Raw genomic sequence first — 24933 nt, 5'->3', positions numbered from 1 at the left:
GAAAGCGGGGGTCGCTAGCATTGCGGCTCCCCCTTTTAAACTAAACATGGGAGTGGATTTTCTTGGAATACGTCATTGAGATGCTAAACATCAGAAAAGAGTTTGGCAGTTTCGTCGCAAATGATAACATCACGCTCCAGCTTCGGAAAGGTGAGATTCACGCTTTACTTGGTGAAAACGGTGCCGGAAAATCGACGCTGATGAACGTCTTATTTGGTTTGTATCAGCCTGAGGCTGGAGAAATTCGTGTACGTGGTGAAAAAGCCAATATTACGAGTCCGAACGTCGCGAACGATCTTGGAATCGGTATGGTGCACCAACACTTCATGCTCGTTCAAAATTTCACTGTTACTGAAAACATCATTTTAGGTGCAGAGCCACGTGCCGGAATTAAGATCGACCGTGCAACTGCACGTGAGAAGGTACGCCAGATTTCTGAACAGTATGGTCTTGCTGTTGATCCTGATGCAAAAATCGAGGATATCTCAGTCGGAATGCAACAGCGTGTTGAAATTTTAAAGACGTTGTACCGTGGTGCAGACATCTTGATCTTCGATGAACCATCTGCTGTCTTGACACCACAAGAGATCAAAGAATTGATTCAGATCATGAATCGCTTGATCGCAGAAGGAAAGTCGATCATCCTCATCACGCACAAACTGAAGGAAATCATGGAAGTAGCTGATCGCTGTACGACGATTCGCCGTGGTAAGTATATCGGAACGGTCGATATCGATGAGACGATGACACAGTCGCGTCTTGCTGAAATGATGGTAGGTCGTGAAGTCAACTTTAATGCGGAGTATTCCAAGGCAACTCCACAAGAACTCGTTCTCGACATCAAGGATCTAGTCGTCAAGGACAGTCGCGGCATCAAAGCCGTCGATGGATTAAATCTCGACATTCGTGCCGGAGAGATCGTCGGAATTGCCGGAATCGACGGAAACGGGCAAACGGAATTGATTGAAGCCATCACTGGTCTCCGTAAAGCGGATAGTGGAGAAATCTTCCTCAACAATAAATCGATCAAAAACTTGAAGCCACGTAAAGTGACGGAATCAGGTGTCGGTCACATTCCGCAAGACCGTCATAAACATGGACTTGTCCTCGATTATTCAATCGGACATAACATGGTCTTACAAACGTATTACAAACAACCGTATTCAAAAGCAGGCATCATGAACTATAAACAAGTCATGGAAAAAGCAAAAACGCTCATCGAGAAGTTCGACGTCCGAACTCCAAGTCCAGAGACGTTTGCTCGTGCCTTGTCAGGTGGTAACCAGCAAAAAGCGATCATTGCGCGTGAAGTCGATCGTTCACCAGACCTATTGATTGCAGCACAGCCGACACGTGGTCTTGATGTCGGAGCAATCGAGTTCATTCATGAACAGTTGGTTCTTGAACGCGAAAAAGGTCGCGCTGTCTTGTTGATTTCATTCGAACTCGAAGAAATTCTTCAAGTATCAGATCGGATTGCCGTTCTTTATGAAGGAAAAACAGTTGCCTTCTTGGATCCAAAAGAAACGAATGAGATCGAGCTTGGCTTCTTGATGGCCGGCGGTAAGAAAGAGGAGGTAGGTCATTCATGAAGTTAGAGCGTTTTTACGGCATCCTCATTCCGATTCTTTCCATCATCCTTGGAATGGTCGTCGGGGCGATCGTCATGGTCATCGGCGGGTATGATCCGATTGCCGGTTTTGATCAGTTATTCTATGGTATTTTTGGCGAACCATACAGCATCGGTGAAACATTGCGAGCAGCAGCTCCGTTGATCTTTGCCGGTCTTGCTGTCGCATTTGCTTTCCGAACTGGACTCTTTAACATCGGGGTTGAAGGTCAGGTTCTCGTCGGGTGGATGGTCGCAGTTTGGATCGGGATTGAGTTTGATCTACCGATGGCGATTCATTTACCGCTTGCTCTAATTGGAGCAGGTTTAGCAGGTGCACTTTGGGCATCGATTCCTGGTATCTTAAAAGCGAAGTTTCATGTGCATGAAGTCATCACGTCAATCATGATGAACTATATCGCATTGTATGTGACGAATGATATTTTACGTCATGTCATCGGTATTACGAACGAGCGGACGGAGTCAGTCAAGGAATCAGCATCCCTTGCTTCACCGTTCTTACAAGAGATGACGGATTTTTCACGATTGCATAACGGGATTTTCATCGCAGTCATCGCTGCCCTCGTCTTCTGGTTCATTTTGTGGAAAACAACGCTTGGTTATGAACTCCGAGCAGTTGGATTCAATAAAAATGCTGCAGAATATGCAGGGATGGGCGTTAACCGAAACATCATCTTATCGTTCGTCATCTCAGGTGTGTTCGCAGGTCTCGCTGGAGCGATGGAAGGTCTTGGGACGTTCCAAAACATGACATTGAACGCGTCCTTCACAGGTGTTGGATTCGACGGAATCGCGGTTGCCTTGTTAGGTGCGAATAACCCGATCGGTGTCGTTCTCGCGGCGTTACTGTTTGCAGGACTCAACATCGGTGGTCTGTCGATGCAACAGATTGGTATTCCACCGGAACTGATCAAAATCATCATCGCATTCATCATCATCTTCGTGGCTTCGGGTTACGCGATTCGTCTCGTCATCGAGAAGTTCACGGTTAAGAAAGAATCTAAAAAAGCGAAAGGAGCCGGTCAATAATGGGCTTTCTTGAAGTACTTTATATCATCGTGCCAATCGCACTCGCCTATTCGGCTCCGTTAATCATTGCAGCACTTGGCGGCATTTTCAGTGAGCGTTCTGGCGTCGTCAATATCGCGTTAGAAGGATTAATGGTCATGGGTGCCTTCACAGGTGTCGTCACAGCATTGACTTTATCGAAAATGGGCTTGGGTGCTGCGAGTCCTTGGCTTGCGATGCTCATCGCGATCGTCGTTGGAGCAGTTTTCTCACTGTTCCTTGCGATTCCAGCAATCCTATTCCGAGCAGACCAAACGGTTCTTGGAGTAGCGATCAACTTGCTTGCGGTCGGTCTTGCAATCTTCCTTGTTCGGGCACTTTACAGTAAAGGACAGACAGATTCGATTCCAAACCGGATTTCGAAAGAGAATGTACCATTCTTGTCTGATATTCCAGTCTTGAAGATGTTCTTCGCAAACGTCTACTACACATCGTATATCGCAATCGTTCTCGCGTTCGTCGCCTGGTACATCATCTTCAAGACACCATTCGGTCTTCGCTTACGTTCTGTCGGAGAACACCCGATGGCAGCGGACACGATGGGAATCAACGTCACGAAGATGCGTTTCATCGGTGTTATGATCTCTGGTGGTTTCGGTGGTCTTGCTGGTGCTGTCTACGCGACGTCGATTTCATTGAACTTCAGTGTGACGACGATTCTCGGTCAAGGCTTCCTCGCGATTGCAGCGATGATCTTCGGAAAATGGAACCCACTCGGTGCCATGGGGGCAGCCCTTTTCTTCGGGTTCGCTCAAGCGATTTCGATCATCGGTCAGCAATTGCCGTTACTCGATCAAATTCCACAAGTGTATCTGTTGATTGCGCCGTATTTATTGACGATCTTAGCACTTGCTGGTGTCGTTGGTCGTGCGGATGCACCAAAAGCTGTCGGTGTACCGTATATCAAAGGAAAACGCTAAATTTTTACTAATCATAGACCGGATGTTGCCAATTGGCGATGTCCGGTTTTTTTAGATAATCGATAGATTGAATGAGAAAAAGTCCAATAAAAAAAGATGCTTCGCGAGGAAACATCTTTTTTTATTCACTTATTCGAATTTTAACGCATCGCCTTCGAACGATTCATCTGCTACTTTGATTGAATCCGTCGGGCAACCTTCGAATGCATCAATCATATCGTCGAATAATGCTTCTGGAATTTCGGCAGTACCATTGTTATCATCAAGAATGACATACGCCAAACCCTCATCATCATAATCATAGATATCTGGTGCCGCTGCTCCACAAGCACCACAAGCGATGCAAGTATCTTTGTCGACAATCGTAAATTTAGCCATTGAACGGTCTCCTCTCTATACGAAAACATTATTGAAACACGCTGTTCTCATCTATATGTCATTGTATCGGACTCATCGTTGCATTTCAATGACGAAGCGTAAGTGACAACAGAAAATGTATATATCATCACATGCCCGCAAATAGTATGTCTAAAACGTAACGAAAAGAAAAAGGATGGGAAATCATCTTCAAATTGATAAACAATTTACATTAGAAGGGAGCGTGACATATGGAAGTTTCTTTACTCGAGCGTATTTTTCTGGAATCGATTCAGCGCCTTCGAAATGAACGATCAGACCGGAGTCTTTATCATGTTTTTCAAGGAAAGAAATCAGCGACTTCTCTGCAAGATGCCCATTTTTATGATTTGGAATCGGTGTTCGGTACTGTATTAGTCAGTAAACAACGATTCGAAACAATCTTGGCTGAACTCGCGCAGAAGAATTGGATTGAGCGGCAAGAGACCTTGCGACTGACGCACGAAGGCGCACGACTAATAAATCAAACGGATCGTGCGATCATTGATCAACTAGGTGGAGAACTTCGTGGTTATGCTGAGATGATGTGGAAACGACTCAGCCTTTTGGTTCAAACCATGATTTGCTTGGAAGCAAAACAGCCGTTCATTCCTGTGCAACAGGAAACCATCGTCCGTGAATGGGTAAAAAGTGTTCTTCCGATCATCTCAAATCGAGCAGAATGGTTACATGATATGCAGCAAGAGTTGATATTTCTCCTTGAGCGCTTATCAGAACGAGATGCGACATTAATTAGTTACCGCTTGTCTGGCGTGCAAGCAGGATGGTCTTATCCACAATTAGCTCAAATGATGAAAACAGATGTGGAGACTGTCCAATACGAATTTACGATCGCTTGGCGAAAGTGCATCGATGACTTGGAAAAAACACCACTTTTAAAGCAAATAGGCGCTGATCTACACACGACAAAAATGACGCAGTCTGCGAAAAAAACATGGGAGTTATTGCAACAGGGGTTAACCGTTGAAGCGGTTGCGATCCGAAGACGATTAAAAAATAGTACGATGGAAGATCATCTCGTTGAGATTGCGATGTATGCTCCTTCGTTTCCGCTGGATCATTTTGTCACGCCATCTCAGCAAGAAGAGGTACGACAGATTGCACAGCGACTCGGAACCTACGCGCTAAAGCGAATCAAGAGTGAGATGCAATCCGATATATCTTATTTTCAAATTCGATTGGTGTTAGCACGTAGTAAATGGGAGGGAATGTAATGGAAGCGTTATTGCATCGTCATTTTGGTTACGAAGCATTTCGACCAGGGCAACGCCAAATCATCGATGCCATCCTAAACGGAACAGATACACTAGCAATTTTGCCGACAGGTGGAGGAAAGTCTGTCTGTTATCAATTTCCTTCTTATGTACAAAATGAAGGGCTGACGTTGATTTTGTCTCCTTTACTCTCGTTGATTGAAGACCAGGTCATGCAAATCAAGCGCCGAGGAGAGCGATCTGTCGCTAAATTAACATCTGTCGAGACGCGAGAAGAGAAAGAACAGATTTTATCTGTACTCGAACATCTACGATATCTTTACTTATCACCGGAGCAACTCGCGCTGCCGCAGATTCGGGCTCGGCTAAAACAGGTAAAGATTGCGCTCTTCGTCGTAGATGAGGCGCATTGTATCTCCCAATGGGGTCACGAATTTCGACCGGAGTATGCAAGACTTGGTCACATTCGACAAGAACTCGGCCTTCCACCATGTCTCGCCTTAACGGCAACAGCAACTCGTGCTGTCGAGCAAGATATTCGAACACAACTGCGTATGCATGAGCCACAAATCATCCGTCGTTCTGTCAACCGACCAGAAATCCAATATGTTGTCGATCGCGTTGATCGAGAAGAAAAAGATGCGGCAGTTGCTCGGTGGATGGAACGCATCGTTCGCCCATGCGTCATCTATACGACGACCCGTAAAGAAGCGGAACGAATTGCTGGAATCATTGACGGTGCGACCTATTATCATGCTGGGTTGACGATAGAAGATCGCCAACTTGTTCAACAACAGTTTCTTCATGATGAGATGGACTGTCTCGTGTGTACGAGTGCGTTCGGAATGGGTGTCGATAAAGGTAACGTCCGAACGGTCATTCACTATACGATTCCTGCGACGATTGAAGCCTATATGCAGGAAGTCGGACGTGCTGGTCGTGATGGTAAAGAGGCAACGGCGATTTTACTCTACGCTGCTCAAGATGAACAATTACAGACGTACTTGATCGACACGCAATATGCACCCGTCTTATGGATCGATCAATTGCAACAAGGGATGAATCAAGGCGAATCCTATGCCAAGATGGAAAGTCGTCTTCGTCTTAATCCGGAAGATCCGGCATATCGATTACTCAAATCGCAACTCGAGAACGGGTGGTCGAAGGAACGCATCATCCAGTGGCAAACGGAACGTAAACAATTAAAAAGACAAGAGGTCAACCTGATGATGGACTACATTCATCGGAACGAATGTCGCCGTACGATGTTGTTGCATCATTTTGATGAGCAGGCAATCGTACAACCACGGTGTTGTGATGTGTGCGGAACGATTGAATGGGAAAATCCGGTGAAGAGAAAGACCCATCAACCGGTAGATTGGAAAATGCGTTTAGAACAAGTCTTTTTTTCATCACTAGATTCGGTGTAAACTAGACAATATCGTTATATTTTTCAAGAAAAGGTGATAAACATTGAGTAAACAAGATCAACGACGGTTGCATCAGAACGAAGAGGATCAGTCATTGCCACCGCGTTCTTCGCGTATCGAACACGTTCGTAACGAGCGATTGAAACAACCGTTTCGAAAAAATCCGCTAGCAATCACGCTGACGGTACTCATGATCACGATCATCATCGCCTTCGTCTCCATCGGTTTCATGATGTAAGGGCACATTGTGAACGGAGATTTTTTTCCTTTCAGCGTATACTAGAAAGGAAGGGGAAGGAGGCACGATGCATGGATCGTGGGAAATATAATATCAAAGCAGTCGCTGCGTTAGTGGGACTCAACCCGACGACCATTCGTGCTTGGGAGCGGAGATATCAGGTGCTCGATCCGGATCGAAGTGAATCCGGACATCGCATTTATAGTGATAACGACGTCGCGAAATTACGCTGGATCGTCGATAAACAAAAAGAGGGATTGTCTGTCTCTAAAGCAATCCAGTTGTATGAGATGCCTGTTAATCGGGCTGAGGTACCGCACGATTATGGAGTCGAACTGCGAGATCAGTTGTTCCAGGCATTGACGAACTTTGAAGAACGACATGCGCACGATATTATGAATAAAGCATTCTCGATGTTTAGCTTCGATAAAGTCATTCAGGACATCGTCGGTCCGCTCTTACATGAGATTGGAGTGAAGTGGGAGTCGGGAGAGATTACGATTGCGCATGAGCATTTTGCGACGGCATTTCTAAGAGCTCGCCTCTCGACACTGTCGTTACAGATGCCGATCAATCCATTTTTACCGCGAATCGTCTGTGTCTGCGCTCCTGAAGAAGAACACGAACTCGGGCTACTGTTCTTCACGCTTTACTTACGTCAATCTGGATTTGATGTCATTTTCCTCGGTTCCGGTATACCGGTTCAGGACTTGGTGACGGTCACGCATCAGTTGCAACCGAAAGCCGTTATTCTTTCCTGCACGTTATCCGATCATTTACCGTTACTTGATGAAGCGTTAGCACGTCTAATGTCTGATTTTCCGGATCTTGAGATTGGTCTTGGTGGTTATGCGGTCGATCAGCTCCCGGAACGATATGGTCCACATTTACTTGGTGCAGACGATCAATCTTGGAAAAGTTGGTTAAGTCGACTCACTCCGACAACTGGTGTATAGTATGGTTCATAACGAACGGAGACATCTGTGTTTCCGGTTTTGACTGGAGGAGTCTATTATGAGGTTTGAACAAATGAAACAAGGACACCTTCGTGTCTTCATCACAAAGCAAGAGTTATCGCTTCACGACGTCCGACCAGAAACGTTGGCTATCGGGAAGGGACAAGCTTTATTGCGCAATCTATTAGAAGAAGCCGAATCGAATTTTGGTTTTCAAGCAGCGGGAACACTCGAATTTTTCGTTACATTCTTTCCGAATGACGGGATGCTCGTTGATGTACGTCGTGAAGGCGATTTGCCAGAAGAGATGAACGAGGAGTTCGATCAAGTCGAAATCCGCATGACAGTCGATATCGTCCATCACGTCTTATATGCTCTACACTCGCTAGAAGACGTCATTCAAGCGAGTCATGGATTATTGCGACATATGCCTCGGACAGAGACAGGTGGTAGCCTCTACTTCTTCGAGGGAAGCTATTATCTCTATTTCCAAGAACGAATGAACGAGGCGCTCGAGCAGACGGTGACGACGATTTTGTCTGAATACGGTGAGCCGAGCCCGAAAAGTCCACTCGTCATGGCGGAGTATGGGAAAACGATTCAGGCGGAACATGCCGTCGCAACGATAGCCGAACAGTTTAATATGTAAAACATCAGGTGCGACATTCCATCACAGGGGGATGCCGCACCTTTTTGTCTTCTGCTGGAAGTGGCACCATTTTGTATTTTTTCATCGTCAGAAGGATGGTATGATAATCATTGAACGTAAGAAGAAGGAGTGAAGTAGGATGAAAGTGGCAGTATTATACGGTGGGACTTCAGGAGAACGGGAGGTTTCATTAAACAGTGGAAAGTCGATCATGGAAGCATTAAACAGTAAAGGGCATGAGGTCACGGCTGTTGATTTCCATCCTGATCAAGCGCATGAACTCTTCCAGCTGGATGTAGATGTGGCTGTCATCGCTCTTCACGGGAAAATTGGTGAAGATGGACGCGTACAAGCATTGCTTGAACTGGCAGACATTCCATATACAGGTTCAGGTGTGTTAGCGTCAGCGCTTGCGATGGATAAGGCACGTTCGAAAGTTCACTTTGATAAAGCAGGCATTACGATCGCCCGTGATGTGCTGTTAGAGCGTGGAGCTGATATCGAAGCGAAAATCGCAGAGTGGGATGGTCAATTTCCTTGTGTCGTCAAACCAGCACAAGAAGGCTCATCAAACGGATTGACGATTGCTCAAGACGAGAAGATGTTACGTGAAGGAATCGCGAAGGCGTTCGAAGCGGACGATGCAGTGCTTGTTGAACAATTCATTAAAGGGCGTGAAGTGACAGTCCCGGTCGTCGGTCATAAAGGGGCAGAAAAAGCACTACCTGTCATCGAGATCATTCCGAAGAACGCCTTTTATGACTATGAATCCAAATATGCCATCGGTGGTTCGGAGCATATTTGTCCTGCTGAACTGGATGAAGCAACGACAGAAAAACTTCAAGAATGGGCTGTTAAAGCGCATCAAGTCCTTGGCTGTGCAGGATACTCGCGATCTGATTTCCTTGTGCCGGAATCCGGAAATCCAGTCATCTTGGAGACGAATACACTTCCTGGTATGACTTCGACTAGTCTATTCCCGGACGGTGCACGAGCAGTGGGAATTGAATATCCGGAATTGGTCGAATATTTCATGGAACTTGCGATCGAACGACATCGTCAAACAAAACAACCAAATCAATGATATCCTAGGAAAAGAAGTGAGAAAGCGCTTACAAATATAGGCGTAACCCCTTTCATTACGTTCGAGAAAAGAGTATACTTTATCCGAACAAGGAAACGGCATAGGGGATGCCACTTATGGGGAGGAACGTTGGAATGATCACTGACCAACAACATGCGAATCATCGCAAGAACGTACTGGAAGCGACACAAGAAATCGTCAAGGAGGCACTAGGGAAACTTGGTTATCCAGACGAGATGTACGAATTACTTAAAGAACCACTCCGGATGTTGACAGTCCGGATTCCGGTACGGATGGATGATGGTTCGACGAAAATCTTCACAGGATATCGTGCGCAACATAACGATGCCGTTGGACCAACGAAAGGTGGAATTCGTTTCCACCCGAACGTGACGGAAGTCGAAGTCAAAGCATTATCCGTCTGGATGAGTCTGAAGGCAGGTATCGTTGACTTACCATACGGCGGCGGGAAAGGCGGAATCATCTGTGATCCACGTGAGATGAGCTTCCGTGAAATCGAACGTCTCAGCCGTGGGTATGTCCGTGCTATCAGTCAAATCGTTGGACCGACGAAGGATATTCCAGCACCTGACGTCTTCACGAACTCGCAAATCATGGCATGGATGATGGACGAATACAGTCGAATCGATGAATTCAACTCACCTGGTTTCATTACAGGGAAACCGCTCGTCCTCGGTGGCTCACACGGTCGTGAGACAGCGACGGCGAAAGGTGTCGCAATCATGATTCGGGAAGCGGCTGCTAAAAAGGGTATCTCGCTCGAAGGCGCACGTGTCGTCGTTCAAGGATTCGGCAACGCCGGAAGTTTCTTATCGAAATTCATGTATGATTTAGGTGCAAAAGTCATCGCGATCAGCGATGCGTACGGGGCACTCCATGATCCAAACGGTCTCGATATTCCATACCTACTCGACCGTCGTGACTCGTTCGGTACCGTGACGACATTGTTCAAAAATACGATCTCGAATAAAGAATTGCTTGAACTTGAATGTGATATTCTTGTTCCGGCAGCAATCGAGAATCAAATCACAGAAGACAATGCGCACGATATCAAAGCAGCGATCGTCGTTGAAGCGGCTAACGGTCCGACGACGAACGAAGCGACGAAAATTCTCGCTGAACGTGACATTTTGATCGTTCCGGATGTTCTTGCTTCGAGTGGTGGCGTAACGGTTTCTTACTTCGAATGGGTACAGAACAACCAAGGATATTACTGGACGGAAGAGGAAGTACACGAGAAACTTGAAAAAGTACTCGTGAACTCGTTCAACCAAGTCTATCAGACAGCGCAGACGCGAAATGTCGACATGCGACTTGCCGCTTATATGGTAGGTGTCCGGAAGATGGCGGAAGCATCTCGTTTCCGTGGCTGGGTCTAATATTAAGATGAACGTCCGCTTCTTCTTTACGAAGAGCGGGCGTTTTGCATTGCAATTTCTTTCGTCTATGGTAGAGATTTGCTAAGATATAAAAAAAGCAACCGGAAGAGGAGATATTCGAATGTTAGATTGTATCGTAATCGGTGCAGGACCGTGTGGGTTATCGGCAGCGATCGAAATGCAAGATCGGGGACTAGACGTCGAAGTGCTCGAAAAGGGAAATATCGTCGAAGCGATCTATCGTTATCCGACGCATCAAACGTTCTTTTCAAGTAGTGAGAAGTTAGAAATTGGTGGTATACCGTTTATCAATAAAGAATTAAAACCGCGACGTCTCGACGCGCTCGTCTATTATCGAGAAGTCGTCAAACGAAAACAGTTGACGATTCGTCCGTTTGAGACGGTTGAGCGGATTGAACGTCAAGCGGATCATTTTATTATCCATTCGGAGCGTTCCGGGGAAAAAAGAAGCCGAGAAGCTCGCTTCGTCGTGCTTGCGACAGGTTATTATGGTTTACCGAACCGAATGGATGTTCCTGGAGAGGAATTACCTCATGTCTCGCACTACTTTACGGAAGGACATCCGTATTTTGATCAAGATGTCGTCGTTATCGGTGGAAAAAACTCGAGCGTCGATGCAGCGATTGAACTTGAAAAAGCGGGAGCACGTGTGACAGTCCTTTACCGTGGACCGGAGTATAGTCCATCCATCAAACCATGGGTGTTGCCGAACTTCGAATCTCTCGTTCGTTCGGAAAAGGTCAAGATGATTTTTGGAGCGTCAATCGAAGAAATTACGGAGCAAGAGGTGGTTTATCAAATAGATGGAGATAAACAGACCGTCCGTGCTGATTTTGTGTTTGCGATGACAGGTTACACACCCGATGTCGGATTGTTCGCTGACACAGGCATTACGATTGATCGTAAAACAGGTATTCCAAGTCATGACGAAGAGACGATGGAGTCGAATGTCCCGGGCATCTATATCGCAGGTGTCGTGGCAGCAGGATATGACGCCAATAAGATATTCATTGAAAATGGTCGTTTTCACGGTGCAAGTATTGCCAATCATCTTGTTGAACGGTTACGTGGTGCATCGATACAAGCCTAAACAAAACCTCTTGATTTGGAAGGAAAATTTCCGAATCAAGAGGTTTTGTTCATTTATTCAACACGAAATGATTCTTCGAGTTCTAGTTGTGAAGCATCGATTTCAAGTTCGACCATCAGTTTAAGCCGTGCTTTTTGTGAATTCAGTCCATTTGAGAAAATGACGCCGAGTTCTTTTAATTGTTGTCCGCCACCCGTATATCCATAGACGTCTTGAACGATTCCGTTGAAACAACGGCTGACGATGACGATCGGCATGACGGTAATCAATTCAGCGATCGCATCTACGATACTTGGTGGTACATTTCCTTGACCAAGGACTTCAAGGACGAGTCCATCATAGCCGAGTTGTTTCACAGCAAGTAACAGGTCGGGTTCCATACCGGCATAGACTTTGAGAACGGCGACGCGTTTTGAGAGCGAAGTCACCATGTGTGTTTGTTTTAAGAGTGGTGTATTGAATAAGTAGACATGATCCTTCGTTACCATTCCAAGGTTTCCGAAATGAACGGATTTGAATGTATCGACGGATGACGTATGTGTTTTTGTGACGTTGAATGCCGAATGAATTTCCCCGTTGAAGACGACTAGAACACCTTTTCCGCGCGCAGCTTCACTGACAGCGACACGAAGTGCCGTAATCAGATTAAATTCACCATCGGATCCGACCTCATTGGAAGAACGCATAGCTCCTGTCAAAACGATCGGAACGGGTGCACCAAGCGTCAAATGTAAGAAATAAGCCGTCTCTTCCAGTGTGTCCGTGCCGTGAGTGATGACGACGCCGTCGTAATGTTCCTTCTTGAACTCACTCTCGATGAAATGGGCTAGACGCAACATGATGTCAGGTGTCATGTGCGGAGAAGGTAAGTTTGCGAAGTGACGCGTCGTGATGTTGGCAATATCTGTTGCTCGCGGGAGTGAGGCGTCGAGTGGATTGATATCGTTTGGTAGGACATGACCAGCATGATCCTGTGCCATGGCGATCGTTCCACCCGTATGAATGAGTAATAATGATTTCATGCTAAAGGGTCCTTGTCTACAGACAGAAGACCTTCACCTACTTTCTATGACGGATTCGATTCGTTCTCCCATATTGTAACCTTTTTCCCTCTTGAAACAACGAGGACGTTTTCTTTTTTCCAAGAAACCTTTATTCTTATAAATGAGGAAGAAAGGGGGAGAGGAAGCGTGGTTCAAATCGTTTTCTCCGGAGTTGCCCCAGGCATCGCACTCCTAACTTATTTTTATCTCCGTCACGAACATGAGTCGGAGCCAGTCGGCTATATCCTTCGAAGTTTCATTTTCGGCATATTACTCGTCTTTCCCTTGATGTTCATCGACTATATCGTCCAGACCGAATTTGGTGGGCGTGAAGAGGTGCAGTTGATTCGAACAGCCGTTACGGAAGAATTCGCCAAATGGTTTGTCGTCTTTTATACGGTCTATATTCATCAACGGTTTAATGATTATTACGACGGGATCATCTACGCGGTAGCCTGTTCACTTGGGTTCGCAACGCTTGAGAATATTTTATATCTGATGGTGAATGGAACCGTCGAACATATGCTCTTCCGGGCACTCTTACCCGTATCTGGGCATGCATTGTTTGCGGTCATCATGGGATTCTTCATGGGGATGGCGAAATTCTCGCCTCATCCTTATCGTTGGCTATCCCTCTCGATTGCGCTTCCGGTATTTGCGCATATCTTATTTAATTTGTTAATATTGGAAAATGGTGGTATATCCTTTTTGCCAATCGTCTTTATGGTCATCTTATGGACGATTGGATTATTTCAAGTACGAGGTGCCAATCGTTTGAATCGACGATTTAAACGGAAAAAACAACATTCAGATGGTATCGAATAGAGAGTAGGAGCGGAGTAACATGATGGAAATCGGGGATTTGGTAATGCTTTCGAATAGTGAGGATCGACAAGGTCGCTCAAAAGTGACGGCCGTGACGAACCGTTTGATTTGGATTGAAGCGCCGAGTGAGGTCGCGACACTTAAAACATTCATCTTGTCAGAGCAAGAAGAAGTTTCATTTTATTTTTTCAAGGAGAAAGGCAAATTATTTGGATTTGATACGGTCGTCGTTGAACGACAAAATGATCCACTTCGTGGTCAACGTTATGCTTTGAAACGACCAAAGGATGATCAAATCGAACGCATCCAACGACGTCAGTTCGTTCGAGTGCCGCAAATACTCGATGTCGCTGTACATCCTCATAAAGCGCATTTCGAGCCGTTTACGACGGTGACGCTCGATCTATCGGCTGGTGGAATGATGATCTTGTCAGATCAATTACCGATTGCAAAAGATGAAGAAGTGGAGATGACATTCATCTTACCTACGGGTGATGGAGTATCAAGTACACTGGACGTCGTGGCTGAACTTGTTCGAATCGATCGACGGGAAGAAAGGTATGAACTAGCCTTCCAATTTACGATGATTCCCGACAGAAGTCGTGAACTTGTATTGCGTCACTGTTATCAAATGCAAATGAAAAGTTCAAGAAGGGGCATGAATCCATTCACCTGACCGCATTTTTTTGCTATGATAACGTTCGGAAGAATGAATCCCTATCAATCATAGGGAAGATGGAAGGATTGGATGGATGATGAAAAAGATTCAAATCGCTTTAGATGGACCAGCGGGTGCTGGGAAAAGTACGATCGCAAAACAATTGGCAGCACGCCTTGACTATGTATACATCGATACAGGAGCTATGTACCGGGCCGTGACGTTGGCAGCACTTGAACAATCGCTTGATCTCAATAATGGGGAAGCGCTCGGAGAATTAATGAAATCGCTTGATATTCGTTTAACACCAGGCGAAAACGGGCAACGTGTCTTTATTGGTGATCGCGAAGTGACGGATGCGATTCGTTCCATCGAAATCACGAATAATGTCTCGTTCGTCGCTCGTCAAAAAGAAGTCCGGGCTGCACTCGTCACGGCACAGCGAAAATTAGCTGAACGCGGCGGAATCGTCATGGATGGACGTGATATCGGCACAGTCGTATTGCCGGATGCAGAATTAAAAGTCTTTTTAACGGCAACTGTGGAAGAGCGTGCAGCTCGAAGACATCGTGAAAATATCGCGCGTGGAATGGACAGTGACATCACGATTCTTCAAGAAGAGATCGCACTGCGTGATAAGCGCGACAGTGAGCGTGAAGTCTCGCCATTACGCCAAGCTGACGATGCACTATATCTCGATACGACAGAGATGACGATTGATGAAGTCGTCGTCCGATTGATGGAGCTAGCAGAGGGTGTCCTAAAATGAAACGTCAAGATACCATTTACCGGATTGCGCGGTTTGTCGTCTGGATCATTGCGAAAACAGTCTTCCGATTGAAAGTGACTGGGCAAGAGAACATTCCGAAAGACGGTTCCTTACTTGTCTGTGCCAACCACAGCTCGAACTGGGACCCAGTCTTCCTCGTCAGCGCGATTCCGCCAAAACGCGCGGTTCGTTACATGGCAAAAGAAGAACTGTTCAAAGTTCCTGCCTTAAAACAATTAATGATTGCGGCAGGAACATATCCTGTCGGTCGCGGTCAAGGCGATCGTCAAGCTTTGAAACGGACGATTGAGCTCTTGAATACGGATGAGACGGTCGGTATTTTCCCAGAAGGAACGCGATCTGCGCCAGGTGAATTCACATCAGCACAACCAGGTGTCGGCTTCTTTGCGTTACGATCGAATGCTCAGATTTTACCGATTGCAATCATCGGATCATACCGCCCGTTCAAACGGATGCATGTTGCGATCGGAAAACCAGTTGATATCTCGGATTTACGTGACCAACGGGGCGCGGCGAAATCGATTTCTGACCGAATCATGGACGAAATCAAATCCGTCTACTTCAATCACGCTTAATACCTTGACAAATAGTCAGAATTGTAAGAAGTTAGAAGCAGGATAAACGCATTGACACATGTCAGGCGTTTCTTGTACTCATCGTGAGGAGGTTGTTTTGGAATGGTCGAAGAAATGAAAGATATGCCTGATTTTGAAATTCATCGGGACCAGGTAGTTACCGGAATGGTCGTGAAAATTGAAGACAAGCAAGCACTCATTGATATCGGATATAAAACAGAAGCCATCTTACCGATCAGCGAAGTATCGAGTCTTCATCTCGATGATATTCGCGGCGTGCTGAACGTCGGAGATGAACTACAAGTGAAGGTCAAGAAAATCACGGATGAAGAGGTCGTCGTCTCGAAACGAGAAATCGACGCGCTCAAAGCGTGGGAGCAAGTAGAAGAGAAGTATAAATCAGGTGAGATCTTTGAAGTTGTCGTCAAGGACATCGTCAAAGGTGGACTCGTCGTTGATATCGGTGTCCGCGGATTCATTCCGGCGTCACTCGTCGAACGGCATTATGTCGAGGATTTCTCGGATTACATCGGTCGTTCGATCGAAGTCAAGGTCGTTGAACTCGATCAAGAGAAGAACCGTGTCATTCTCTCGCATAAAGCCGTCGTTGAAGGCGAATTGAACGCGAAGAAAAAAGAGACACTCGAAAATTTAGAAGTAGGTCAAATCCTCGAAGGTACAGTCCAACGTTTAACGGACTTTGGTGCTTTCGTTGATATCGGTGGCGTCGACGGTCTCGTTCATATCTCGGAGATGGCACACCACCGTGTCGAACGTCCTTCGGATATCGTCACGGAAGGTCAAAAAGTCGAAGTCAAAGTACTTGGTGTCGACCGTGATACGGAAAAGGTGAAGTTATCGATCAAGGAAACACAACCTGGTCCATGGCAACAGATGGAAGGGAAGATCGAAGCTGGCGATATCGTCAAAGGACGTGTGCGTCGTCTCGTCCAGTTCGGGGCCTTCATCGAACTTGCGCCACAAGTAGAAGGACTTTTACACATTTCGCAAATCGCGAACCGTCACATCGGTTCACCTTCGGAAGTACTCGAAGAAGGACAGGAAATTGAGGCGAAAGTACTCGAAGTGCGTCTTGATGAGCATAAGATTTCGCTATCAACACGTGTCCTTGAAGAGGAAGAATCATCCGCTGACGATTATTCGGATTATACGAATCAATCAGAAGGATTCTCAGTCGCTGACTTGACTGAAGACGATTCTGATCAGAAAGAATAAGTAATGACACAAAGCGGACACAAGCGTGTCCGCTTTTTATATGCGGTTTGTTATGGTATATGACAGTTTGATTTGATACAATAGAACGGCTATGAAGCGAGAGAAGAGAAAGAAGGTGTTGGGATGGCAATTCCAGTCGTGGCGATCGTAGGTCGCCCAAATATCGGAAAGTCGACGATTTTTAACCGGGTGATTGGAGATCGGGTTTCAATCGTAGAAGACAAGCCAGGCGTTACCCGCGACCGTATTTACGGAACTGGAGAATGGCTGAATCGTCATTTTCATTTGATTGATACAGGTGGAATCGAAGTCGGGGATGAGCCCCTACTTCAAATGATGCGTCATCAGGCGGAGCTCGCCATTGATGAAGCGGATGTCATCATTTTCATGGTGAACGGACGCGAAGGAATTACAGCAGCGGATGAGGAAGTCGCGAACATGTTATTCCGTTCGAACAAACCGGTCGTCGTCGCTGTCAACAAAGTCGATAACTTTGAAATGCGTGATTTAATGTATGAATTTTACTCCCTTGGATTCGGAGACTTGTTCCCGATTTCTGGTACACATGGTCTTGGTCTCGGTGATTTACTTGATCGTGTCCTTGAACTCGCACCAGATAAAGAAGAATTAGAATATGACGAAAGTACGATCAAGTTTGCCTTGATTGGTCGTCCGAACGTCGGGAAATCAAGTATGACGAACTCGATTCTCGGTGAAGAACGTGTCATCGTCTCGAACATCGCTGGTACGACACGCGATGCGATCGATACACCGTTTACACGGGATGATCAAGAATACGTCATCATCGATACGGCCGGGATGCGAAAACGCGGGAAAGTCTATGAATCAACAGAACGTTTTAGCGTCATGCGTGCTCAAAAAGCAATCGAACGGGCAGATGTCGTCTGTGTCGTTCTTGATGGCGAAGAAGGCATCATCGAGCAAGATAAAAAAGTGGCGGGATATGCGCACGAAGCAGGTCGTGCGGTCATCATTGTCGTCAATAAATGGGATGCTGTCGAAAAAGATGATAAGACGATGAAAAAGATGCAAGAAGAGATCCGGGAAGAATTCCGTTTCCTTGACTATGCACCGATCGTCTTCGTCTCAGCAAAAACAAAACGTCGTTTGCAGACGTTGTTACCGGTCATTCAACAAGCAGCACACAGTCATGCACAACGGATTCAGACAAGTGTCTTGAACGATGTCATCGTTGACGCTGTCGCGATGAACCCGGCGCCGACGGATAAAGGGGTTCGTCTTCGGATCAACTATGCGACTCAAGTCGCGTCACGTCCGCCAACGTTCGTCTTGTTCGTCAATGATCCAGAATTGCTGCACTTCTCTTATAAACGATATCTTGAGAACCGGATCCGGGAGGCATTTGACTTCACAGGTACACCAATCCGGATTTTAGCCCGTCAAAAACAATAATGAGGTGAGTCAGTATGACCAAAATCGCAGTCATCGGAGCAGGGAGCTGGGGAACAGCCCTCTCGCTCGTCTTAGCTGATAATGATCAAGAAGTCATTCTTTACGGTCGTGAACAAATGAATGTCGACCGCATCAATGAGCATCATGAAAATACGCAGTTCTTGCCAGGTGTTGCGTTACCAAAAGCATTAAAGGCAACGACGGATCTTAAAGAAGCGGTCGAAGGGGCGACGCATATCTTGATCGTCACACCATCCTCTGCGATTCGAGCGGTTTCTCGTCAACTAAATGAGTTGCTGACGGAACCTGTCGTTTTGATCCATGCATCGAAAGGAATCGAGCCAAAGACACATCTTCGGTTGTCAGAATTAATCGAAGCAGAGGTCGATCCAGCGAAGCGTAAAGCGATTTGTGTCTTGACGGGTCCATCCCATGCTGAAGAGGTCGCATTACGTAAACCGACGACGGTAACGATTGCTTCAGAAGATTTAGAAGAAGCAGGTCGTGTTCAAGAGCTGTTCACGAATGAAAACTTCCGTGTCTATCTGAATGCGGATATCATTGGCGCAGAACTCGGTGGTGCTTTGAAGAACATCATCGCGCTTGCCGCCGGGATGACGGATGGTCTTGGTTATGGTGACAACGCGAAAGCTGCTTTGATAACGCGTGGAATGGTCGAAATGGCGCGTCTCGGTACGATGCTTGGAGCTAAACCGATGACGTTTACTGGATTGACGGGAATGGGTGACTTGATCGTTACTTGTACATCGGTCCATAGTCGCAATTGGCGTGCGGGGAATGCCATCGGTCGCGGTGAAAAGTTAGAAACGGTGCTAGAAAACATGGGAATGGTCGTCGAAGGTGTTCGTGCGACACAAGCCGCCTATGATTTAGCGGAGACGAAGCAGTGCGAACTGCCAATCACTTCTGCGTTATACCACGTTCTTTTCGATGGTCATACGCCGGAAGAAGAAGTCAAAAAGTTGATGCAACGACCACAAAAAAATGAAATCGAGCATCTCTTCACGACGAAAGATTAACGGAGTGGGGTGGAAACCTTGAGTCCAGGATTAATAAAAATGTGGATCTCGTTCGCTGGCATCGGACTCTTTGCGATCAGTGTCTTGCTGGTCACGGTCAGTCGGACGAAATTGAAAGGGATATGGCAGATTCTCGTATCGACTTTGGCATTCGTCTGTTTCATCGTCGCATCGATCATCATGGTGTTCATCGTCATGGCGGGACCAAGCGCATGAAGAAGTGGTTCGTGATCCTCATGCTCATTCCGGTGACGTTGTTATCAGGTTGTCTATTTCCAGACAGTCAGAAACCGTCGAACCGCGTACCGTATCCGCAACAGTTACGTACCGTACAGGATGCTGTCGATGCGTATCAAAAAGACACGGGTGTTTTGCCCATTAAGACGATGGAAGCGGACACTCCGCTCATGGAGCGTTATCAAATCGAATTAGGGCGGCTCATTCCGCGTTATATGAGTGACCCACCATCAAACAGTTTTGAAGGTGGCGGAACATTCATCTATCTGTTAGTTGATGTCGACACGAAACCAACTGTTAAGTTGATGGATTTACTTGTTGCAGAAGAGTTACAGAAGCTCCAAGTTCGGATTGATGCGTATCGGAAGAAGAACGAAAAGTATCCGTTTAAAGGATCGTTCGGAAAAAACCAGTTTACGCTTGACTATAAAAAACTATTCATCAAAAAAGAACCGACTGTCCCAAGTCCGTATTCAGATGAAAAGTTGTCAATCTATGTCGATGGTCAAGGACGCCTCTTCATCAACTATTTACCAGAGTTGAAGAAAGCTGTTCAAACTGCGAAGAAAAAGCCGAAAGTCGGTCAAGATATTCGGTATTTGCTCTATGAAGATCAACCTTTTGTTCCTGCCTATTCTCAAAGCTACACGATAAACGAAAAAGGCGAACCTGTGTTTTCAGAGAAATCGAGCGAAGAATCTGAAAATTGAACGTTATTTACACGAAAATGTTGTAATAGCAACGTTTATGGGGTATGATTACCCTCGAAGAAGTGATTGGGAGGGGGTGAAAGTAATGAACAAAACTGAACTCATTCAAGCAGTCGTCGAAAAATCAGGTCTTACAAAAAAAGACGTGACGAAAGTTGTTGAATCAACATTCGAATCGATCACTGAGACACTTCAGTCTGGAGAAAAAGTCCAATTGATTGGATTTGGTAACTTCGAAGTCCGTGAGCGTGCAGCCCGTAAAGGTCGCAACCCACGTACGAAAGAAGATATCGAGATTCCAGCAAGTAAAGTACCTGCCTTCAAACCAGGTAAAGCATTGAAAGATGCTGTGAAGTAATCCGGCTACATAGTCGCCCGAGATTTTCTCGGGCGGCTTTTTTGTGGACATTCAGAAGCGTGAAAGCCCGCCGATTATGGTATATTAAAAAAGAAGAACGTCCATCAACGAGATGGCACTGGAGATCGGGGGGTAAAAGCATGGAACAACATGAGCTGCGCGTGGATGAAATCATCACTGCACTCACCACTAAACAAACGACACGATTGGCTCGACATGTGGATTTCCCTTCCATCGATCGTGAACAGATCAGTTGGTTGATTGATGTCGCTCAACATGACACGCTGGATACGGAAGCACTCGTCAAAGCGATTCATTTCGCACAAGTAGCGCTACGTCTGCATGAGCGTGTCAATGAAACGCTACGCGGTTCGAAGGAGCGACAGTTGCTTGTATTAGCAGGAGATTTATTCTCGAGCTACTTTTTCGAACAGCTAGCTGGGTTACCAAAAGAGATTCTCGTTTCACTCGGACGGACGATTCAACGGGTCAACGAGGCAAAGTGTGCCCTTCACGAAATGAATTATGCATCGACGGAAGAACGAGTTCTCTTATGGTTAACAGCAGAGTTCGGATTAATGCAAGGACTCGCAGCAATCACGAAACGAGAATGGCTGACACGACAGGGGCGGCAGATCATTCAACAACAGGCAGAACAATTGGATCTGGTCGCACAGAAATTACTGTTATCGCATCTCGAGCAGATGGCGGTAGCATGAGATCTTGGAAAGGGTGAGCGGTGTGCAGGCAAAAGATAAAGAAAAAAAAGTATATGAAGTGTTTCAATCGATATCAACGAACTATGATCAAATGAATTCAGTCATCAGCTTCCGACTGCATAAACTATGGAGACGCGAGACGATGCGCCGGATGCAAGTCTTCCCGGGTGCTAAATGTCTCGATCTTTGTTGTGGAACAGCGGACTGGACGATTCAACTAGCGAAAGCAGCCGGTCCGACAGGTGTCATCAAAGGACTTGATTTTTCAGAGAACATGCTAAGAGTCGGCGTGGAGAAGGTAGAAGCGCTCGATATGAAAAACATCGAATTGATTCACGGAAATGCGATGGATCTACCGTTCGGTGATAACTCGTTCGATTATGTGACGATCGGGTTTGGTCTACGAAACGTACCGGATTATCTACAGGTCATCAAAGAGATGCATCGTGTCTTAAAACCAGGTGGAACGGTCGTCTGTCTCGAGACGAGTCAACCGACGGCACCGATTTTCCGCGAGGCATATTCATTGTATTTCGGAAAAATCATGCCACAAGTCGGGCGATTGCTTGCGAAATCATACGATCAATACAACTGGCTACAAGAATCGACGGAAGTGTTCCTCGACCGCGTCGAACTGAAACAACTCTTCGAACAGGCAGGCTTCATGCAAGTGGAAGTCAAGGCATTCGCGGGTGGGGCTGCTGCGATGCACCTTGGGAAGAAGTGGTGAGATGTCACTGCATTCCATATACCGTGATGTCACGAAGGAAGTTAATTTAGTCGATCGTTTTCTGATCAGTCATATCGCTTCTGAGGAACCAACGATCGATGCGGCAGGAAAGCAACTGTTGAAGGCTGGTGGAAAACGGATTCGACCGGCATTCGTATTGTTAGCGTCTAAATTCGGTGAAGCAGATCGGGATGAGCTGATTCGTGTGGCGGCCAGTCTTGAGCTCGTCCATATGGCATCACTCGTTCATGACGATGTCATTGATGACGCGGAACTACGACGAGGGAAACCGACTGTCATGCAATACTTTGATGAAGAAGTCGCACTGTATTCCGGGAACTATCTGTTTGGAGAGGCGATTCGATTGATTGGTGAAGTCGGAAAGCCGGAACTTGTCCAAGTGATGGTCCATACGATGCGTGAAATTTGCGAAGGTGAGATTGAACAAATCTATGACCAATATGATTGGGAACAGTCGATTAAACGCTACATCAAACGGATCGAACGAAAAACAGCCATTCTCATCGAAGCGAGTTGTCACCTAGGTGCCATTGTTGCGAACTGTTCTGCAGCCGATACGAAAGCGTTACGGTTGTTTGGACGAGATATCGGACTTGCGTTTCAAATTGCTGACGATTTGCTTGATTTCACAGCGAATCGCACAGAACTTGGTAAGCCCGTAGCAGAGGATTTGCGTCATGGACACAAAACATTACCTGTCTTTTATGGTGCAGAAGATGCTGTCTTTTATGAACGTCTTTCAAAAATCGAGAGTATGCCAACGCATGAAGAAGTCGCACCTTTATTGTCGTTTCTTCAAACTTCGGGTGCTCTCGAACGAACGCAACAAACAGTCGATCATTACATCCATCGTGCCATCAAACGTCTCGAACCATTACCTAAATCCTCTGCGAAGCGATCGCTTGAAGAAGTCGCGCGCTACGTTGGAAAACGAAAAGGTTGAAGATTGTCAAAAATTTCTTGCTGTTCTTCTTAAAAGCCAGTAAACTGACTATGTAAGCGCTTTTCTAAAAGCATTTCATAGGGGGAACTAGAGATGGAACAGACATTTTTGATGGTCAAACCGGATGGCGTAGAACGTGGATTGATTGGGGAAATCATTGGACGGATCGAACGCAAAGGATTCATCATTCGTGAAATGAAAATGATGAACGTCACAGAAGAGTTAGCAAAAGCACATTACGAAGAGCATGCGGAGAAACCGTTCTTTGGAGAGTTGGTCACTTTCCTCACATCAGGTCCTGTCGTTGCACTTCGTGTCGAGGGTGCAGACGTCGTTGCCGTCTCGCGTTTGATGATCGGGAAAACAAAACCACTTGAAGCAGCACCTGGAACGATCCGTGGTGATTTCGCGAACACGATGAGTGAGAACGTCATCCATGGTTCAGATAGTGTCGAGAGCGCGGAGCGTGAGCTTGCCCTCTGGTTTCAAGGACAGCCAGTCAACGCGTAATTCATGAATAGAAAGACAACGGGGAAGGGATTCGATTTGATCGAATCCCTTTTGTCGTGTTCTTGTAAAACGGAATGACCCAATTGTCGAATTGCTTTTTGGAATGCCTATAGCTTTATGCTACTATAGAAAATAAGTTGAACCGGTCATGGAGATGACCATTCGATATCGATAGTGAGCGAGGTGTGCCAATTGGAAGATTATGAACTTTTTATTCAACGATTCAAGACCAAATCAGGGATTGATCTCGGTCAGTATAAAGAAGCACAGATGAAACGGCGATTGACGGCGTTACGTGACAAAAAAGGATATAGTACATTTGCTTCTTATATGCAGGCAATGGATAAGGACACATCGTTATACGACGAGTTTTTAGATCGAATGACGATCAATGTCAGTGAATTTTTCCGTAATCCGATTCGTTGGCAACAATTGGAACAAGATATCTTACCGATCCTAGAGTCGCGAGCACATGGACGAATCCGGACGTGGAGCGCAGCTTGTTCGACCGGAGAAGAACCATACTCCCTTGCGATGATTTTAAGTGAACGGCTCGATCCATCCGCCTTTACGATTCAAGCAACAGATTTGGATGAACTCGTCCTAGAAAAAGCCAAGCTTGGTCGATACGGAGCTTCTGCATTGAATGAAGTCGTCGAAGCGCGTAAAAAGAAATACTTCATTGAGCAAGAGCAAACGTTCGAAGTCGTTCCGGAAATCAAACGACTCGTTCGTTTCAGTAAACATAATCTGTTAGGAGACCGGTACGATACGGGGTTTGATTTAATCATCTGCCGCAACGTGCTGATTTATTTTACAGAAGAAGCGAAAGCGCACGTCTATCGTTCGTTCGTCGAGGCCTTAAAGCCAGGCGGAATCTTATTCGTTGGTGGAACGGAACAAATTTTCCAACCCGAACGGTTTGGGTTAAAGATGAAACAGAGCTTCTTTTACGAAAAAATCAGTTGATCAGGAAGGGATGAAGCG

The 24933-nt window shown here is 46.1% G+C and carries 28 protein-coding genes; 26 read left to right on the top strand and 2 right to left on the bottom strand.

The genetic code is table 11. From position 1 onward, the window contains the following. Positions 1-62 precede the first annotated feature (62 nt). The 3 genes from EXW93_RS09795 to EXW93_RS09785 are packed head-to-tail and all read left to right on the top strand — an operon-like array spanning position 63 to position 3618. Positions 63-1592 carry an ABC transporter ATP-binding protein gene (locus tag EXW93_RS09795; protein ID WP_029342029.1) on the top strand — a complete coding sequence of 510 codons (1530 nt, stop codon included), beginning with the start codon at positions 63-65 and terminating at the stop codon, positions 1590-1592. Continuing rightward, a complete protein-coding gene (locus EXW93_RS09790) occupies positions 1589-2659 on the top strand; it encodes an ABC transporter permease (protein WP_029342028.1) in 1071 nt (356 codons plus the stop codon). Before EXW93_RS09795 ends, EXW93_RS09790 begins: the two co-directional genes overlap by 4 nt. Beyond that, positions 2659-3618, top strand: a complete 960-nt coding sequence (locus tag EXW93_RS09785; protein ID WP_023468662.1) for an ABC transporter permease — start codon at positions 2659-2661, stop codon at positions 3616-3618. The genes EXW93_RS09790 and EXW93_RS09785 overlap by 1 nt, the downstream gene beginning before the upstream one ends. A 129-nt stretch (positions 3619-3747) precedes the next feature. Here EXW93_RS09785 and EXW93_RS09780 read toward each other — a convergent pair whose 3' ends face one another. Continuing rightward, entirely contained in the window at positions 3748-3996 is a 249-nt protein-coding gene (locus EXW93_RS09780; protein ID WP_029342027.1) for a ferredoxin, read from the bottom strand. Positions 3997-4226: 230 nt separating this feature from the next. Here EXW93_RS09780 and EXW93_RS09775 point away from each other — a divergent pair, with 230 nt between their 5' ends. The 8 genes from EXW93_RS09775 (at position 4227) to EXW93_RS09740 (ending at position 12117) form a co-directional block, all read left to right on the top strand. Next, positions 4227-5249 (top strand): YpbB family protein, encoded by a 1023-nt coding sequence (locus tag EXW93_RS09775; RefSeq protein ID WP_035396806.1) that lies wholly within the window; start codon positions 4227-4229, stop codon positions 5247-5249. Then, positions 5249-6679, top strand: a complete 1431-nt coding sequence (locus tag EXW93_RS09770) for a RecQ family ATP-dependent DNA helicase (protein WP_254606201.1) — start codon at positions 5249-5251, stop codon at positions 6677-6679. Before EXW93_RS09775 ends, EXW93_RS09770 begins: the two co-directional genes overlap by 1 nt. Positions 6680-6722: 43 nt before the next feature. Beyond that, entirely contained in the window at positions 6723-6917 is a 195-nt protein-coding gene (locus tag EXW93_RS09765) for a hypothetical protein (protein WP_023468658.1), read from the top strand. Positions 6918-6988: 71 nt separating this feature from the next. Beyond that, positions 6989-7873, top strand: coding sequence for a MerR family transcriptional regulator (locus EXW93_RS09760; RefSeq protein WP_023468657.1), 885 nt, complete (start codon positions 6989-6991; stop codon positions 7871-7873). Positions 7874-7931: 58 nt separating this feature from the next. After that, complete coding sequence (locus tag EXW93_RS09755) at positions 7932-8522, top strand: adaptor protein MecA (protein WP_023468656.1); 591 nt, start codon at positions 7932-7934, stop codon at positions 8520-8522. 139 nt (positions 8523-8661) lie between these two features. Further along, positions 8662-9606: a D-alanine--D-alanine ligase gene (locus EXW93_RS09750; protein ID WP_023468655.1), complete on the top strand. Its 945-nt coding sequence runs from the start codon at positions 8662-8664 to the stop codon at positions 9604-9606. A 134-nt stretch (positions 9607-9740) separates the two neighbouring features. Further along, positions 9741-11006, top strand: coding sequence for a Glu/Leu/Phe/Val family dehydrogenase (locus EXW93_RS09745; RefSeq protein ID WP_023468654.1), 1266 nt, complete (start codon positions 9741-9743; stop codon positions 11004-11006). Between the two features lie 121 nt (positions 11007-11127). Beyond that, a complete protein-coding gene (locus tag EXW93_RS09740) occupies positions 11128-12117 on the top strand; it encodes a YpdA family putative bacillithiol disulfide reductase (RefSeq protein ID WP_174316411.1) in 990 nt (329 codons plus the stop codon). 53 nt (positions 12118-12170) lie between these two features. Here EXW93_RS09740 and EXW93_RS09735 read toward each other — a convergent pair whose 3' ends face one another. After that, positions 12171-13139 carry an asparaginase gene (locus tag EXW93_RS09735; protein WP_058713740.1) on the bottom strand — a complete coding sequence of 323 codons (969 nt, stop codon included), beginning with the start codon at positions 13137-13139 and terminating at the stop codon, positions 12171-12173. A gap of 168 nt (positions 13140-13307) precedes the next feature. Here EXW93_RS09735 and prsW point away from each other — a divergent pair, with 168 nt between their 5' ends. The 15 genes from prsW to EXW93_RS09660 all read left to right on the top strand — a co-directional run bounded on the left by prsW (position 13308) and on the right by EXW93_RS09660 (position 24915). Then, on the top strand, positions 13308-13985 hold the full coding sequence (gene prsW, locus EXW93_RS09730; RefSeq protein WP_023468651.1) for a glutamic-type intramembrane protease PrsW: 678 nt from the start codon (positions 13308-13310) through the stop codon (positions 13983-13985). 19 nt (positions 13986-14004) lie between these two features. Further along, entirely contained in the window at positions 14005-14661 is a 657-nt protein-coding gene (locus EXW93_RS09725; protein ID WP_023468650.1) for a flagellar brake protein, read from the top strand. A gap of 76 nt (positions 14662-14737) precedes the next feature. Next, positions 14738-15412 carry a (d)CMP kinase gene (gene cmk / locus EXW93_RS09720; protein WP_023468649.1) on the top strand — a complete coding sequence of 225 codons (675 nt, stop codon included), beginning with the start codon at positions 14738-14740 and terminating at the stop codon, positions 15410-15412. After that, on the top strand, positions 15409-16008 hold the full coding sequence (locus EXW93_RS09715; RefSeq protein WP_174316410.1) for a lysophospholipid acyltransferase family protein: 600 nt from the start codon (positions 15409-15411) through the stop codon (positions 16006-16008). Before cmk ends, EXW93_RS09715 begins: the two co-directional genes overlap by 4 nt. A 102-nt stretch (positions 16009-16110) precedes the next feature. Then, complete coding sequence (gene rpsA, locus EXW93_RS09710; protein WP_023468647.1) at positions 16111-17244, top strand: 30S ribosomal protein S1; 1134 nt, start codon at positions 16111-16113, stop codon at positions 17242-17244. A 123-nt stretch (positions 17245-17367) separates the two neighbouring features. Next, positions 17368-18678 (top strand): ribosome biogenesis GTPase Der, encoded by a 1311-nt coding sequence (gene der / locus EXW93_RS09705; protein ID WP_023468646.1) that lies wholly within the window; start codon positions 17368-17370, stop codon positions 18676-18678. Between the two features lie 14 nt (positions 18679-18692). Next, positions 18693-19718 carry an NAD(P)H-dependent glycerol-3-phosphate dehydrogenase gene (locus tag EXW93_RS09700; protein ID WP_023468645.1) on the top strand — a complete coding sequence of 342 codons (1026 nt, stop codon included), beginning with the start codon at positions 18693-18695 and terminating at the stop codon, positions 19716-19718. A 39-nt stretch (positions 19719-19757) separates the two neighbouring features. Then, positions 19758-19934: a DUF2768 domain-containing protein gene (locus tag EXW93_RS09695; protein WP_023468644.1), complete on the top strand. Its 177-nt coding sequence runs from the start codon at positions 19758-19760 to the stop codon at positions 19932-19934. Beyond that, on the top strand, positions 19931-20665 hold the full coding sequence (locus tag EXW93_RS09690) for a hypothetical protein (protein ID WP_035396816.1): 735 nt from the start codon (positions 19931-19933) through the stop codon (positions 20663-20665). The genes EXW93_RS09695 and EXW93_RS09690 overlap by 4 nt, the downstream gene beginning before the upstream one ends. An 85-nt stretch (positions 20666-20750) precedes the next feature. Further along, positions 20751-21023: an HU family DNA-binding protein gene (locus tag EXW93_RS09685; RefSeq protein WP_012370671.1), complete on the top strand. Its 273-nt coding sequence runs from the start codon at positions 20751-20753 to the stop codon at positions 21021-21023. A gap of 140 nt (positions 21024-21163) precedes the next feature. After that, positions 21164-21742 carry a heptaprenyl diphosphate synthase component 1 gene (locus tag EXW93_RS09680; protein WP_023468642.1) on the top strand — a complete coding sequence of 193 codons (579 nt, stop codon included), beginning with the start codon at positions 21164-21166 and terminating at the stop codon, positions 21740-21742. A 22-nt stretch (positions 21743-21764) separates the two neighbouring features. Then, the gene (locus EXW93_RS09675; RefSeq protein ID WP_023468641.1) at positions 21765-22472 is read left to right on the top strand and encodes a demethylmenaquinone methyltransferase; all 708 of its coding nucleotides are present in this window, start codon (positions 21765-21767) and stop codon (positions 22470-22472) included. Between the two features lies 1 nt (position 22473). Then, a complete protein-coding gene (locus tag EXW93_RS09670; RefSeq protein ID WP_023468640.1) occupies positions 22474-23436 on the top strand; it encodes a polyprenyl synthetase family protein in 963 nt (320 codons plus the stop codon). A gap of 93 nt (positions 23437-23529) precedes the next feature. Beyond that, positions 23530-23946, top strand: a complete 417-nt coding sequence (gene ndk, locus EXW93_RS09665; RefSeq protein ID WP_023468639.1) for a nucleoside-diphosphate kinase — start codon at positions 23530-23532, stop codon at positions 23944-23946. 192 nt (positions 23947-24138) lie between these two features. Continuing rightward, a complete protein-coding gene (locus EXW93_RS09660) occupies positions 24139-24915 on the top strand; it encodes a CheR family methyltransferase (protein ID WP_174316409.1) in 777 nt (258 codons plus the stop codon). Positions 24916-24933 lie beyond the last annotated feature (18 nt).

Source organism: Exiguobacterium sp. JMULE1, from assembly GCF_013337175.1.
In the GTDB taxonomy this organism is placed as follows: Bacteria; Bacillota; Bacilli; order Exiguobacteriales; family Exiguobacteriaceae; genus Exiguobacterium_A; species Exiguobacterium_A indicum.
This window is presented reverse-complemented; position numbering and strand designations above follow the sequence as displayed.

Bases quoted from the DNA above. Each gene is read 5' to 3' on its own strand.
- EXW93_RS09790 (WP_029342028.1), top strand. From the start codon at position 1,589: ATGAAGTTAGAGCGTTTTTACGGCATCCTCATTCCGATTCTTTCCATC.
- EXW93_RS09785 (WP_023468662.1), top strand. From the start codon at position 2,659: ATGGGCTTTCTTGAAGTACTTTATATCATCGTGCCAATCGCACTCGCC.
- EXW93_RS09780 (WP_029342027.1), bottom strand. From the start codon at position 3,996: ATGGCTAAATTTACGATTGTCGACAAAGATACTTGCATCGCTTGTGGT.
- EXW93_RS09775 (WP_035396806.1), top strand. From the start codon at position 4,227: ATGGAAGTTTCTTTACTCGAGCGTATTTTTCTGGAATCGATTCAGCGC.
- EXW93_RS09770 (WP_254606201.1), top strand. From the start codon at position 5,249: ATGGAAGCGTTATTGCATCGTCATTTTGGTTACGAAGCATTTCGACCA.
- EXW93_RS09760 (WP_023468657.1), top strand. From the start codon at position 6,989: ATGGATCGTGGGAAATATAATATCAAAGCAGTCGCTGCGTTAGTGGGA.
- EXW93_RS09755 (WP_023468656.1), top strand. From the start codon at position 7,932: ATGAGGTTTGAACAAATGAAACAAGGACACCTTCGTGTCTTCATCACA.
- EXW93_RS09750 (WP_023468655.1), top strand. From the start codon at position 8,662: ATGAAAGTGGCAGTATTATACGGTGGGACTTCAGGAGAACGGGAGGTT.
- EXW93_RS09745 (WP_023468654.1), top strand. From the start codon at position 9,741: ATGATCACTGACCAACAACATGCGAATCATCGCAAGAACGTACTGGAA.
- EXW93_RS09740 (WP_174316411.1), top strand. From the start codon at position 11,128: ATGTTAGATTGTATCGTAATCGGTGCAGGACCGTGTGGGTTATCGGCA.
- EXW93_RS09735 (WP_058713740.1), bottom strand. From the start codon at position 13,139: ATGAAATCATTATTACTCATTCATACGGGTGGAACGATCGCCATGGCA.
- EXW93_RS09725 (WP_023468650.1), top strand. From the start codon at position 14,005: ATGATGGAAATCGGGGATTTGGTAATGCTTTCGAATAGTGAGGATCGA.
- cmk (WP_023468649.1), top strand. From the start codon at position 14,738: ATGATGAAAAAGATTCAAATCGCTTTAGATGGACCAGCGGGTGCTGGG.
- EXW93_RS09715 (WP_174316410.1), top strand. From the start codon at position 15,409: ATGAAACGTCAAGATACCATTTACCGGATTGCGCGGTTTGTCGTCTGG.
- rpsA (WP_023468647.1), top strand. From the start codon at position 16,111: ATGGTCGAAGAAATGAAAGATATGCCTGATTTTGAAATTCATCGGGAC.
- der (WP_023468646.1), top strand. From the start codon at position 17,368: ATGGCAATTCCAGTCGTGGCGATCGTAGGTCGCCCAAATATCGGAAAG.
- EXW93_RS09700 (WP_023468645.1), top strand. From the start codon at position 18,693: ATGACCAAAATCGCAGTCATCGGAGCAGGGAGCTGGGGAACAGCCCTC.
- EXW93_RS09695 (WP_023468644.1), top strand. From the start codon at position 19,758: ATGTGGATCTCGTTCGCTGGCATCGGACTCTTTGCGATCAGTGTCTTG.
- EXW93_RS09690 (WP_035396816.1), top strand. From the start codon at position 19,931: ATGAAGAAGTGGTTCGTGATCCTCATGCTCATTCCGGTGACGTTGTTA.
- EXW93_RS09685 (WP_012370671.1), top strand. From the start codon at position 20,751: ATGAACAAAACTGAACTCATTCAAGCAGTCGTCGAAAAATCAGGTCTT.
- EXW93_RS09680 (WP_023468642.1), top strand. From the start codon at position 21,164: ATGGAACAACATGAGCTGCGCGTGGATGAAATCATCACTGCACTCACC.
- EXW93_RS09670 (WP_023468640.1), top strand. From the start codon at position 22,474: ATGTCACTGCATTCCATATACCGTGATGTCACGAAGGAAGTTAATTTA.
- ndk (WP_023468639.1), top strand. From the start codon at position 23,530: ATGGAACAGACATTTTTGATGGTCAAACCGGATGGCGTAGAACGTGGA.